The following is a 13,111-nucleotide window of genomic DNA, read 5'->3' as shown; positions in this document are numbered from 1 at the left end:
CTATGGCCGCCGTCTTTTTGAAGCTCTTGAATTTGAGCATCTCCGCAAGCTGGCTGGTGCTGGCCGTGCTGGTGCTGCGCCTGGGATCAAAGCGTTCGCCCAAGTGGATGAACGTCCTGCTCTGGGGCATCGTCGCACTGCGGCTGGTCCTGCCGTTTTCCATCGAAAGCGCATTGAGCCTGATCCCCAGTGCCGAAACGGTCAGTCCCGCAGCCGTACAGTTTGACCCTGCGCCGACCATCACCAGCGGCGTGAGCGTCATCGACAACGCTGTGAATCCCTCCCTCAGCGAGCACTTTGCCGCCGTGCCGGGAATGAGCGTCAACCCACTCTATGTCTGGACGGAGATCGCAGGCTGGGTGTGGCTCATCGGCTTTGGAGCCATGCTGCTCTATGCGCTGGTGAGCTATCTTCGGCTGCGCCGGCGTGTGAGCGTATCGCTCCCCATTCAGGAAAACATTTATCTTTGCGACGGTATTTCCTCGCCGTTCATCCTCGGTATCGTAAAACCACGCATCTATCTGCCCTCCGGGCTGGACGAGGTGCAGCGGCAGAACGTACTGGCCCATGAGAGGGCACATCTCGCACGGTATGACCACTGGTGGAAGCTGCTGGGCTTCGTGCTGCTAGCCGTCTACTGGTTCAACCCGCTGCTGTGGCTGGCCTATGCGCTGCTCTGCCGTGACATTGAGCTGGCCTGCGATGAGCGGGTGATCCGCACGATGGACGCAAGCGCCGTCAAAACCTATTCCACGGTGCTGCTTGCGTGCAGTATGCCGCACAAGGCGGTCATCTCCTGCCCGCTGGCGTTCGGGGAAGTCGGCGTCAAGGAGCGTGTGCGGAATGCGCTTCACTACAAAAAGCCCGCATTCTGGATCGTCGCGGCGTCAGCCATTGTGTGCATCGCTGTGGCGGTGTGCTTTCTGACAAATCCGGAACACGAAACGATGAAGTGGGCGAAAAATCTGCGCGTGGATGATGTGGTGCGGGTTGAATTGACGATTATGCCGCAGGTGACCGACAAGCAGTATAAAGACTTCAATGCAGACGAAATTGCCCAGGCGGTCGCGCTCATCAACAAAAGCGGCGGCCGGTATGTCCGCAGTATGGAGCCGCTTAACGGCGGCAGCACCGAGCTCTATGTCACCACGACGGACGGTGTGCGGCACACGGTCGTGAACAACGGCAACGTCTACCTCTGCATTGACGGCGACGCCTACCGGAATTTCTACGTCACTTGGCCGTACACCGAGGGAGATTCCCCTCTGCCTGACAGTTTTCAGGTCGGTGATACGCAAGCTGCCGATGCCGACCGCTTCTATGAGGATGATTGGAGCATCTGCATTGTTGGTCCATGGCTGCACAGCGCCGGAACATGCGAGTGGTGGTCTGACAGCAGCGATGCCTACCTTAACGTTGTGAAGCAGGACAGCCTTGCAGATGAGCTGGCCGGTCTGCAAAACGCCGGTCACGCCGTAGAAGAGTTGGACGGATACTACCGCTGCGTCACGCAGGAAGGGTTAAGCAGCACGATCGTCTACCTCTATCCCGTGCCCTCCCATGAATCCTGCTGCTGGGTAGAAACTCATTGGAGCTACGACAATGCAGACGAGTCAGAGGTTGAATTGCAGGCGAAACAGCTTCGCATGATGGCCGAAAGCTTCCGTGTGGAAAATGGGAGCAGTACGATCCTCCCCAGCCGGGATGAGATCGACGATCTGCACGGCGATACGGCACCGGAGAAGTTTAGTATCAGCGGCACCGTCTTTTCCTACGGGGATGAAAGCTGGGATCTTGCGGAGCAAAGTCCCGCCATCACGTCTCTCCTCGACTGCGACGCAGTGGGGCAGTATGTGGTAATCACTGGCCACGGCGGGCCGAAAAACGCCCGTTACTTCATCTTTGATACAGAAAGCCGCAGCTTCTCCAACACTTTCATCGGCACCCACCTCGTCTGGCAGTACGATGATCTTTCCACCGCCGCCTACGTTGATGGCAGCAGCATTCTCTCGATCGAAGGGCGCACACTTGCCGAATTGGACCTTGCGGAAAATGAGTCCGTCTATGACCTTTCCTATTCACAGGATGGCACAGTGCTGACCGCGACCATCGTAAGCAGTGAAGAAACGGAACGAATGGTCCGTCTCACTCTCCCCTAATCATATTACACCACGTTTCAGGAAAATTTTCTTTTATTTGCTCTGATTACATGGTATATTTATGTTATCAAGGGGGTGGTTTTATGGCACCATACAGCATTGAAGAACTCCGTAATATTGTTTCCCCCATCGCGCGGGCCCACGGTGTGGCAAGCGTATCCCTTTTCGGCTCTTACGCCAAAGGCTTGGCGGATGCTGGCAGCGACGTGGATCTCAAAATCGACAAGGGTGCTCTGCGCTCCCTGTTCCAGCTCTGCGGGTTCCGTTTGGCGGTAGAGGATGCCTTAAAGCTGCCGGTGGATCTGGTGACAAGCGACTCCTCCGACAAATCGTTCTTGGACATGATCCAGAAAGACGAGGTGGTGCTCTATCGAAATGCGTGACCGACTTATTTTGCAAAAAATCGTTCTCTATTGCCAGCGCATTGCTGACAATTTAGAGCGCTACCATCACGACTTTTCCGCTTTTGAGCAGGACTATCTCTTTCAGGACGCCTGTTGCATGTGCGTTGTTCAGATCGGCGAGTTGGTTTCGCAGCTCTCTGACGATGTCAAGGCTCAGAATAAGGCAATTCCATGGCGTATCATTAAGGACACCCGGAATTTCTATGTCCACGCCTATGGTGCGATCGATATCCCCTCTGTATGGGACACGCTGTTGCATGATATTCCCGCATTGAAAACCGCCTGTGAAGCGATCCTGACCCACGTTTGATCCAGAACAGGATCGGAGCGGGCAGGTCTGGACGGAAACAACGGAAACTCCGCCGAACGAACGGCAGCAAAAAGCACAAATCGGAGCCGAAACAGCTCCGATTTGTGCTTTTTCATCCTCAAAGGAGGATCGTCATTTCACTTTCTCCACAGAGATCACCGTGCCCTCAAAGGGATCGACCTCGGACAGGGTGCCGGTGTAGGTCACGGTAACGGAATCCCCCTCGGCCACGTCGTCATAGCCCTCGGGCGCAGCGGAGGAGTCGATGGAAAACTGGTAGGAAACATCGTCGTCGTCGGTCACGACAAACATAAAGTCCTTCTTCTCATCCAGCTTGCCGGTCAAGGTGCTGGACTCCTGCTGCTGGGTGCCGGACGTTCCGCCGTCGGAGCCGGAGCCTGCGCTAGACACCGGGCCGCCGCAGGCGGCAGCCAGCGTCAGGATCGACACAGCTGCGAGTAAAATAAGCAGTTTCTTCTTCATTGCGATCAACCTTTCTGATATTTCTCTTTTAAGAGGCTTTGATAGATGTTTTTCTCCATCGTGAATTCCGGCATACCCATCGAGCCCGCCGCAATGCCATATTCATCGAAAACCAGAACCAGATTTCCCTCTGCGTCGAAATAGAAATTCTGCTCCGGGTCGATTCCGTCAAAATCATCCGGGAAATAGGCAAGGGTCCGATCTGCGGACAGCTGTGTCTCCATCTGCCGGCGCACCTCGTCAGACAGTACCGCCGTATACTCTGCCCCATCACGGAAGAGGTCCCCCAGGGAGACCACCTGTCCCGTCGCCTTGTCGATGTGATAGAATCGGCTGAAGGCATAGCTGCTGGCCTCTGTCTGTGTTGCGTCGATCCGAAGGGTGAACCAGGTGTCCGTATTGGCAAGCACCACGCTGGATACGCGCAGGTCCTGATAGCCGTCTCCCACCCTTTCGCAGTCCCGATAGAACTGTGTCAGCAGCTCGTCGGTATAGGTTCGGACCTCCTGATTTACTGCATTGGCTGCGTCGCTGCCGGACAGCTCCGGCACAAGGATGTCCATAGAGCTGTGACCGTCGTCGTAGGAATAGCTGCGGAAGGTGATCACCTTTACCAAGGCACCCAGCCCCGGGATCTCCGTCATCGCCGCTGCGGCCGAGGTGGACACGTTGGGAAGGGCAATGAACAGCGCCAGCGCTGCGGCGAGCCATCTGCCCCAGTGGCGGTGATGTATCTTCTGCGGTGCTTCGCTTAACGCCGCACAGGCTTGAAACACCCGGCCAGCATAGTCGCTTGGGATCGGAACGGGTTCCTCTGCCGCGCGCTGGCGGAGCAGCTTGTCAAATTGATCCATAAAACCCTCCTGATTCATCAGCCAGCAGAAGGCGCAGCTGGTTTCTGCTGCGGGACAGCCTGGACTTTACGGCTGCGTCGCTGATCCCCAAAATACGGCTGATCTCACGAATGGAAAAGCCGTCATAATAGAACAGGGTCACAACACAGCGCATCTCCGGTTTTAACGTCAGCACGGCCTCCCACAGGGACAGATGTACGGTCAGATCGGGATCATTGGCCGGCAAACAGTCCTGCACGTCCGCCAGATCCACAGTGGGCCGATATTTCCGGCACAGATCATAGCAGTTGTTCACTACGATCCGCAAGATCCACGGTTTGAATTTTTCAGGCTCCCGCAGGGTATCCCGCTTTGTAAACGCAGTGCAGATGGCATTCTGCACCGCATCCTCTGCGTCCTCGTCGGTTGTCACGATGGCCCGGGCAGCTCGAAACATGGCCGTCTGATTCTGTAGCACCAGACGGGTGAAGTCCTCTTTATTCAAGGTTTTTTCCACATCTGACGGCCTCCTGCTCCGGTTCTTCGCTCTCCGGTCATTATAATAGATGCTTTGGATCCCCAAAAGGTTGCAGCATTTAAAAATTTTTCTGCCTCTGCACGGCACCGTTGATAAAACCGTATTATCCTACTCCCCCCGCCATAAGTCAACCAAATCATCATCACCCCCTCATTTTAAAGTCCGACTGACACTCCTCTGTCCAAAGTGTAAAAAAACTGTGAACTCCCTTGCATTTTTGTGGGGAACGCGCTATCATAACATTAGCACTCATATAAATAGAGTGCTAGAATTGTTTATCAAACAGCTTTGTTTTACATAGGAGGTATTTACCATGGCAAAGAAGCAATTCAAGGCCGAGTCCAAGCGGCTGCTGGACCTGATGATCAACTCCATCTACACCCACAAGGAGATCTTCCTGCGTGAGCTCATCTCCAACGCCAGCGACGCCGAGGACAAGCTGGCCTACAAGTCCCTCACCGACGACTCCATGGGGGTCAGCCGGGCCGACCTGAAGATCACCATCGTCCCCGACAAGGAGAAGCGCACCCTCACCGTGTCCGACAACGGCATCGGCATGACCCGTGAGGATCTGGAATCCAACCTGGGCACCATCGCCCACAGCGGCTCCGGTCAGTTCAAGGCCGGCCTGGCCCAGGACGACAAGGCCGCCGAGGACATCGACGTCATCGGCCAGTTCGGCGTGGGCTTCTACTCCGCCTTTATGGTGGCCGATGCCGTCACCGTCATTACCAGGGCCTGGGGCAGCGACGAGGCCTGGATGTGGCAGTCCGACGGGGCCGACGGCTATACCATCACCGCCTGCGAGAAGGAGCACCCCGGCACCGACATCATCATGCACCTGAAGGCCAACGCCGACGAGGAGAACTACGACCAGTATCTGGAGACCTTTAAATTACAGGAGCTCATCAAGAAATACTCCGACTATATCCGCTATCCCATCACCATGGAGGTGGAGGACTACCGCCAGAAGCCCAAGCCCGCCGACGCCGGGGAGGACGATAAGCCCGAGTGGGAGACGGTGAAGGAGTGGAAGACCATCAACTCCCAGATCCCCCTGTGGCAGCGCCAGAAGTCCAAGGTGAAGCCCGAGGAGTACAACGCCTTCTACAAGGAGAAGTTCGGCGACTGGCAGGACCCCCTGGCCGTCATCCACACCAGCGCCGAGGGCGCTGTGACCTACAAGGCCATGCTGTATATCCCCGCCCAGACCCCCTATGACTTCTACACCCGGGAGTATCAGAAGGGCCTGCAGCTCTACTCCTCCGGCGTGATGATCATGGACAAGTGCGCCGACCTGCTGCCCGACTGCTTCCGCTTTGTGAAGGGCGTGGTGGATTCCCCCGACTTCTCCCTGAACATCAGCCGGGAGATCCTGCAGCACGACCGCCAGCTGAAGGTCATCGCCACCGCCCTGGAAAAGAAGATCAAGTCCGAGCTGCTGAAGATGCAGAAGGACGACAAGGAGAAATACGAAAAGTTCTGGCATGCCTTCGGCACCCAGCTGAAATACGGCGTGGTGGCCGACTACGGGGCCAAGAAGGACCTGCTGCAGGACCTGCTGCTGTTCTGGTCCTCCAAGGAGAACACTTACACCACTCTGGCCGCCTATCAAGACCGGATGCCCGAGGACCAGAAGTTCGTCTATTACGCCTGCGGCGAGGACCCGGAGAAGATCGCCAAGCTGCCCCAGGTGGAGCGCATCCTGGACAAGGGCTATGAAATTTTGTACTGCACCGAGGACGTGGACGACTTTGTGATGAAGGCCCTGGCCGAGCTGAACGGCAAGCAGTTCAAGTCGGTGGCCGACGAGGACGCCCTGCCCCAGACCGAGGAGGAGAAGAAGGCCGCCCAGGAGAAGGCCGAGGCCGGAAAGCCCGTGCTGGAGGCCGTGAAAGAGGCTCTGGGCGACCAGGTGAAGGAGGTCCGCATCTCCTCCATCCTCAAGTCCGGCGCCTGCTGCCTCACCGCCGACGGCCCCGTCTCCCTGGAGATGGAGAAGTATATGAACAAGGTGGAGGGCGGCCAGCACATGAAGGCCGACCGGGTGCTGGAGCTCAACGCCGACTCCGCCCCCTTCGCCGCCCTGAAAAAGGCCGTGGACACCGGGGACAAGGACACCGTGAGCAAGTATGCCGCCCTGCTCTATGACCAGGCCCTGCTGCTGGCCGGTCTGCCCCTGGAGGACCCCGCCGGCTTCGCCCAGATGGTCTCGTCGCTGATGGTGTAATGGAACGCGAAATCAAATAGCCCTCCCCCACAAAAAACTGACCCCCGCCTGTCCGAATCGCGCCGGACGGGCGGGGGTCTTGCTGTTTCTGTGCGGATTTACACGCCCTCCCGGGCCTTCAGCTGCTCCAGCTGGGCCCGCCACAGGGTGGCGCAGGCATCGCTGGGCATTCTCCAGTCCCCCCGGGGGGACAGGGTGACGGAGCCCACCTTGGGGCCGTCAGGCAGGCAGGAGCGCTTGAACTGCTGGGCGAAGAAGCGGCGGTAGAAGTTGTCCAGCCAGCGCAGCAGGGTGGCGTTGTCATAGGTATCCCCCAGGGCGTATTGGGCCAAGCGATAGATCTTCCCGGGGGTAAAGCCCCAGCGCACGGCGTAGTACAGGAAGAAATCGTGGAGCTCGTAGGGCCCCACCAGCTCCTCGGTGCGCTGGGCGATCTCCCCGTCCTTGGGGGGCAGCAGCTCGGGGGAGACGGGGGTGTCCAGAATGTCCCGCAGGACGGCGGACAGCTTGGGGTCCCGGGTTTCGGCCTCGTCGGCCACATAGGCCACCAGGTGGCGCACCAGGGTCTTGGGGATGCCGGCGTTCACGGCGTACATGGACATGTGGTCCCCGTTATAGGTGGCCCAGCCCAGAGCCAGCTCGCTCAGGTCCCCGGTGCCGATGACCATGCCGCCGGTGCGGTTGGCCAGGTCCATCAGCACCTGGGTCCGCTCCCGGGCCTGGCCGTTTTCAAAGGTGACGGACAGGTCGTCCATGGACTGGCCGATGTCCCGGAAGTGGACCTTCACCGCATCGCCGATGTCCACGGTGTCAAAGGTGGTGCCGATGCGCTCGGCCAGAATTTCGGCATTGGACTTGGTGCGGCTGGTGGTGCCGAAGCAGGGCATGGTCACGGCCAGAATGTCCGTCATGGGCCGGTCCAGCATGGCCATGGCCCGGGCGGTGATGAGCAGGGCCAGGGTGGAGTCCAGTCCGCCGGACAGCCCCACCACCGCCGTTCTGGCCCCGGTGTGGGCCAGGCGCTTTTTCAGGCCCAGGGCGGCCAGGGTGAGAATTTCCTGACACCGGGCGGCCCGGTCCCCGTGGTCGGCGGGGACGAAGGGATTTTTGGCCACGGGCCGGGTGAGCGTTGTCTCCGCCACATTCAGCCGGAAATACTGGGGGAACAGGTCGGGGGCATCCGCCGGGAAGGTGGACATACGCTGGCGCTCGTGGCAGAGCTTCTCCAGGTCCAGCTCGGTGACGGTGAGTCCCGTCTCAAACCGGCGCTGGGCCAAAATCGTCCCGTTCTCTGCGATGAGACTGTGCCCGGCGTAGATGAGGTCGGTGGACGACTCCCCCCAGCCCGCGTCGGCGTAGACATAGCCGCAGACCAGCCGCCCGGAGGTGGCGGAGAGGAGGGTGCGGCGATAGTCGTCCTTGCACACCGTCTCGTCGCTGGCGGAGGGGTTCAGCATCAGGGTCGCGCCCCCCTGGGCCAGACGGGTGGAGGGGGTGTCTGCCACCCACAGGTCCTCGCAGATCTCCACGCCTATGCACAGCTGGGGCAGGTCCGCACAGCGGAAGATCAGCCCGGGGGAGAACTCCACGTTCTCCTGCCCGGCGAAGGGGATACAGAAGTCGCTGCCCAGCAGCGCCCGGCCGGAGGTGAACCAGCGCCCCTCATAGAACTCGGTGTAGTTGGGCAGGTTCAGCTTGGGCACCAGGCCCAGCAGCTCTCCCCGGCACAGGACGGCGGCGCAGTTGAACAGCTTGCCGTGGTAGCGCACGGGCACGCCCAGGGCCGTCACCAGGTCCAGGTCCTTTGTCTCCCTTATGATATGGGCCAGGGCATCCTCCGCCCCCTGCAGCAGGCTCTCCTGCAAAAACAGGTCGCCGCAGGTGTAGCCCGTCAGGCACAGCTCGGGCAGGCACAGCACCTTTACGCCCTGGTCCGCCGCCTGACGCATCAGCGTCAGGCACTGCTGCGCGTTGTAGGTGCAGTCGGCCACCCGGATCTCCGGGGTGCCGGCGGCCACCTTGATAAATCCGTCCCGCATGGTCGTCTTCTCTCCTTTGCGTTGCGCAGACGCTTACACGTCCAGTTTCTCGGCCACGTCGGCCAGATAGTTGGTCTCCAGCGTCTCCATCTTCCCCGCATCAAAGGCGGCGGCCACGGTGGGGTCCATGGGCAGGCGGGCTAAGATGGGCACCTCCAGCTGCTGGGCCACCTGGTCCAGATGGCTCTCGCCAAAGATGGCGTGGCGCTTGCCGCAGTCGGGGCACTGGAAATAGCTGTAGTTCTCCACCAGGCCCAGCACGGGCACGTCCATCATCTTGGCCATGTTCACGGCCTTGGTCACGATCATGGATACCAGGTCCTGGGGGGAGGTGACAACGACGGCCCCGTCCACAGGCAGGGACTGGAACACGGTGAGGGGTACGTCGCCAGTGCCCGGGGGCATATCCACGAACATATAGTCCACATCGCCCCACACCACGTCCTGCCAGAACTGGGTGACCACCCCGGCGATCACCGGGCCCCGCCAGATGACGGGGGCGGTCTCCTCGGCGGAGAGCAGGTTCAGGGACATGAGCTTGATGCCGCCGGGGGTGACGGCGGGGTCGATGCCCTCGTCGGTGCCGGTGGCCCGCTGGTGGATGCCGAAGGCGGTGGGGATGGAGGGGCCGGTGATGTCCGCATCCAGCACGGCCACCTTTTTGCCCCGGCGGGCCATGGCCACGGCCAGAGAGGCGGTGACGGTGCTCTTGCCCACGCCGCCCTTGCCGCTGACCACGGCGATGACGTGCTTGATGCTGGACTTGGCGTTGGCCGGGACTCTCAGGTCCCGGGAGGAACAGTCGCTTTTGCAGGTGGAACAATCATGGGTACACTCAGACATAGTTAGGCATCTCCTTGAATTTGAAATTTTAACGGTCGCTGCGGGAAGGGCGAAGCCCTTGCGGGTGCTGCGCTCCTCGGAATGACAAATATTATAGCATGTTGTCAACGGGTCAGGGTATTCTCGGTGGGCACCTCGTCCTGGCTGTCCTTGGCAGAGAAGTAATAGGACAGAATATCGGCGGCCATGGCACCCAGCTCCGAGCCGCTGCCGCCGTGCTCCACCACGATGGCCATGGCGATCTCCGGCTTGTCATAGGGGGCGAAGCAGACGAACACGGCGTTGGACTCGGTCTGGGCGCTGATCTGGGCCGAGCCCGTCTTTGCGCCCACCTTTACGCCTAGGTTCTGGAAATAGCGGCTCACCGAGCCGTCGGAGGTCAGGGCCAGCATACCGGCCTTCACCGCCTCCAGATTTTTGGGCTGGATGTCGATGGTGCTGAGCACCTGGGGCTGGTAGCTGTATTCCACGCTGGTGAAGTCGCTGGCTTTCACCTCTTTCAGCAGGTGGGTGGAGTAGCGGGTGCCCCCGTTGACCAGGGTGGCGATATAGTTGGCCAGCTGGATGGGGGTGAAGGCGCTGTTCTCCTGGCCGATGGCCACGGACAGGGTGTTGCCGTCGTACCACTTCTGGCCCCGGGACTCGGTGTACTCCCGGCTGGCCATGACACCGGGCTTCTCCCCCAGCTCGATGCCCGTCTTCTGACCCAGACCGAAGCGGGTGGCGTAGTCCACCAGCCGGTCGATGCCCAGGCGGCGGCCCACGTCATAGAAGAAGTAGTTGCAGGAGACCTTGATGGCCTCGCTCACATTCACCAGGCCGTGGGTGGTGCCATGCTGGCGGTAGATCCAACATTTGGGGGGCGTGCCGGGGTAATAGGTGTAGGCACCCTTGTCGAGGATCTTGGTGGAGGGGGTGATGATGCCCTCCTCCAGTCCGGCGATGGCTGTGACCATCTTAAAGGTGGAACCCGGGGGATAGGTGCCCGTCAGGGCCCGGTTTGTCAGGGGCTTTAGGGGGTTGGAGCTGTTTTGGGCGATGTCCTGGCCGTAGGTGGCCAGGCTGAAGGTGGGGTAGGAGGCGGAGGCCAGCACGTCCCCGTTGTTCACGTCCAAGATCACGCAGGCCGCACCCTCCACCTCTTTACTGGACAGTTTGGGGATGGAATTGGCCAGCACGTCCTCCACCGTGGATTGCAGGTCCAGGTCGATGGTGAGGACCACGTTGTTTCCAGGTTTGGGGTCGGTGAGCCAGGTCTCGGACACCACCTTTCCGCTGGTGTTCCGCTCTAGGGCCCGCACGCCGGAGGAGCCCCGGAGATAGTTCTCAAAGGCCCGCTCCGCCCCCTCCTTGCCCACGGTGTCGTTCATCTGATAGTCGGGCTCCCCGTCCCCGTCGATGTCCGCCGTCTTATAGTAGGACGTCCACTCATCCGGGTCGATGGCGGCCACCCGGCCCAGGAGGTGGGCGGCGTAGGTGGTGTGATACTGGCGGGTGGTGGTGGCCTCGATGACCACGCCGGGGATGGACAGCTCCTTCACCCGGGAGATGAAGTCGATGTTCACGTCGGCGGCAAAGCGATAGGCCGTCTGGTTCACGCCCTTGGTGCGCAGCAGCTGTTCATACAGCACCCCAGCCGCGTCCCGCACCTGGTCCTGTCCCAGGCCGCCCAGGTCCAGCTGGGACAGGGCGGTGGTCTGGTTGGCGCTCTGACTGTCCTCCGGCTGCTCGGCCAGGTCAAAGTACAGGCACAGGCGGCCCAGCAGCTGCTCCGCCGTGGGCAGAGCGGTGTCCTCCTCTTTTTCCTGGGGGGCGGACTGATCGGATGCGCTGTTCCCGCCGGAGAAGATCGACTTGAGCTTGTCAAAAAAGCCCTGCTTCTGGGGGGCGGTCTCCTCGTCAGAGACGGGCTCCGGGTCCTTTGTCGGGTCCTGGATCCACTTCATCTTCACGCACAGCTTGCCCAGGCGGGTGAGGGTGCGGGACTGGGAGCCGTCCTCGTTGTCGGTGAGGGCGTAATAGGGGTTGTCGGTGGTGAAGGTGAAGGGGGCCTGGCGGGAGATGGGCAGGGTGTCCTCCCACTCCGTGCCCGTGGCCTGGGCCACCTGGAGCAGGGAGAGAATCGCCTGGTTGCGCTCCGGGGCCTTGCCCATGAGGGCGGTGTTCAGCTTCACCTGGTACACCGCCTTGTCCGACACCAGCACCCGGCCGTTCCGGTCCAGGATCTGGCCCCGTCCGGCCTCCACCGTTTCGGTCTCGGCAATTTTATATTGGGATTGACGGCGATAGGCCTCGCCGTTGTTGATCTGAAGGTCATACAGCACCGAGCCCAGCCCGGTGAGCAACAGGGCCATCAGCACCACTACGGCCAGCACCCGCCGCTGAAATTGTTTGGTATCTATGAGGGGGCCTCCTTTCTGAGGCGAGGGGTGGGAGAGTTAGGAGTTAGGAGTTAGGAGTGATGAGTTAGGAGTTGGCCTTTCACAAGGGGGCCTAATGGTGCGGTATATCAGCCCCCTTTGTGAAAGGGGGGAGGGCCGCAAAGCGGCGGGGGGATTCTGTCGAAGGCGATCAATGGTCGCCAGCCTTCCCCTCATCCGTCATGGCTGCGCCATGCCACCTTCCCCCGAGGGGAAGGCTTAGGGACGGGGGGACGGATTGCCACGTCGCTGCGCTCCTCGCAATGACAGGAGCGGCAAACTTGGCTCCCCCTATGGGGGAGCTGGCACGGCGCAGCCGTGACTGAGAGGGAAAACGCTCACGCCAGCTTATCCCCGCCCACCTTCCGATACACCGCCCGGAACAGCAGATAGATCAGCGGCATCCATGCCAGGGACAGCAGGCACTCGGGGACGGCCACCTCCAGCAGGGCGGGCAGATCGCCCCGGTCAGAGATCAGGGCCCCGGCGATGCGCAGGCCGTCCAGCACGGCCAGCAGCCCCGCTCCGCACAGCATACAGCCGGGGAGGGACTGGGACAGCACATATTGGGACACGCTTCCGATGGCCGCCCCGGCCAGGGTCATGCCGATCACTGCGCCGCCCCAGCCCAGGGGATAGGACAGGGTCCACACCAGGCCCACTGCCAGACCGAAGCCGCCCCCGGCCCCGGAGCCCTCCAGCACGGCCACCGCTGTCAGCGCCAGGGGCAGCAGCATGGGGGTGATCCCGAACAGGGGGAACCGGGGCAGGATGCAGCTGTCCAGCAGCCACACGGGCAGCAGGGCCAGGGCATACACCGCCCACTTATGGATCAGGTCTTGTCTTGTCATA

At 60.8% G+C, this 13,111-nt stretch carries 11 protein-coding genes; 4 read left to right on the top strand and 7 right to left on the bottom strand.

Annotated elements, in window-relative coordinates:
* Nucleotides 1-2: 2 nt before the first annotated feature.
* The 3 genes from H8S55_RS10665 (at nucleotide 3) to H8S55_RS10655 (ending at nucleotide 2,873) form a co-directional block, all read left to right on the top strand.
* Nucleotides 3-2,159 carry a M56 family metallopeptidase gene (locus H8S55_RS10665; protein ID WP_186878960.1) on the top strand — a complete coding sequence of 719 codons (2,157 nt, stop codon included), beginning with the start codon at nucleotides 3-5 and terminating at the stop codon, nucleotides 2,157-2,159.
* 83 nt (nucleotides 2,160-2,242) lie between these two features.
* Complete coding sequence (locus H8S55_RS10660; RefSeq protein WP_186878959.1) at nucleotides 2,243-2,542, top strand: nucleotidyltransferase family protein; 300 nt, start codon at nucleotides 2,243-2,245, stop codon at nucleotides 2,540-2,542.
* Nucleotides 2,535-2,873 carry a HepT-like ribonuclease domain-containing protein gene (locus tag H8S55_RS10655; protein WP_186878958.1) on the top strand — a complete coding sequence of 113 codons (339 nt, stop codon included), beginning with the start codon at nucleotides 2,535-2,537 and terminating at the stop codon, nucleotides 2,871-2,873. The genes H8S55_RS10660 and H8S55_RS10655 overlap by 8 nt, the downstream gene beginning before the upstream one ends.
* Before the next feature lie 132 nt (nucleotides 2,874-3,005).
* Here H8S55_RS10655 and H8S55_RS10650 read toward each other — a convergent pair whose 3' ends face one another.
* The 3 genes from H8S55_RS10650 to H8S55_RS10640 are packed head-to-tail and all read right to left on the bottom strand — an operon-like array spanning nucleotide 3,006 to nucleotide 4,706.
* On the bottom strand, nucleotides 3,006-3,356 hold the full coding sequence (locus tag H8S55_RS10650) for a hypothetical protein (protein WP_186878957.1): 351 nt from the start codon (nucleotides 3,354-3,356) through the stop codon (nucleotides 3,006-3,008).
* A gap of 5 nt (nucleotides 3,357-3,361) precedes the next feature.
* Entirely contained in the window at nucleotides 3,362-4,210 is an 849-nt protein-coding gene (locus tag H8S55_RS10645) for an RsiV family protein (protein ID WP_186878956.1), read from the bottom strand.
* Nucleotides 4,197-4,706, bottom strand: coding sequence for an RNA polymerase sigma factor (locus tag H8S55_RS10640; protein WP_186878955.1), 510 nt, complete (start codon nucleotides 4,704-4,706; stop codon nucleotides 4,197-4,199). The genes H8S55_RS10645 and H8S55_RS10640 overlap by 14 nt, the downstream gene beginning before the upstream one ends.
* A gap of 334 nt (nucleotides 4,707-5,040) precedes the next feature.
* On the opposite strand from H8S55_RS10640, the gene htpG reads away from it, so the two are divergent.
* The gene (htpG, locus tag H8S55_RS10635; RefSeq protein ID WP_186878954.1) at nucleotides 5,041-6,957 is read left to right on the top strand and encodes a molecular chaperone HtpG; all 1,917 of its coding nucleotides are present in this window, start codon (nucleotides 5,041-5,043) and stop codon (nucleotides 6,955-6,957) included.
* Nucleotides 6,958-7,055: 98 nt separating this feature from the next.
* Here htpG and H8S55_RS10630 read toward each other — a convergent pair whose 3' ends face one another.
* The 4 genes from H8S55_RS10630 to H8S55_RS10615 all read right to left on the bottom strand — a co-directional run bounded on the left by H8S55_RS10630 (nucleotide 7,056) and on the right by H8S55_RS10615 (nucleotide 13,110).
* A complete protein-coding gene (locus H8S55_RS10630; protein ID WP_186878953.1) occupies nucleotides 7,056-8,996 on the bottom strand; it encodes an NAD(+) synthase in 1,941 nt (646 codons plus the stop codon).
* A 33-nt stretch (nucleotides 8,997-9,029) separates the two neighbouring features.
* A complete protein-coding gene (locus H8S55_RS10625) occupies nucleotides 9,030-9,839 on the bottom strand; it encodes an Mrp/NBP35 family ATP-binding protein (RefSeq protein ID WP_186878952.1) in 810 nt (269 codons plus the stop codon).
* 104 nt (nucleotides 9,840-9,943) lie between these two features.
* Complete coding sequence (locus H8S55_RS10620) at nucleotides 9,944-12,193, bottom strand: penicillin-binding transpeptidase domain-containing protein (RefSeq protein WP_243200575.1); 2,250 nt, start codon at nucleotides 12,191-12,193, stop codon at nucleotides 9,944-9,946.
* Between the two features lie 404 nt (nucleotides 12,194-12,597).
* Nucleotides 12,598-13,110 (bottom strand): rod shape-determining protein MreD, encoded by a 513-nt coding sequence (locus H8S55_RS10615; RefSeq protein ID WP_147562619.1) that lies wholly within the window; start codon nucleotides 13,108-13,110, stop codon nucleotides 12,598-12,600.
* Between the last annotated feature and the right edge of the window lies 1 nt (nucleotide 13,111).

The organism is Flintibacter faecis (assembly GCF_014287875.1).
Taxonomy (GTDB): domain Bacteria; phylum Bacillota; class Clostridia; order Oscillospirales; family Oscillospiraceae; genus Lawsonibacter; species Lawsonibacter faecis_A.
Note: the sequence above shows the minus strand (reverse complement) of the source record. Positions and strands in the feature narration are given on the sequence as shown.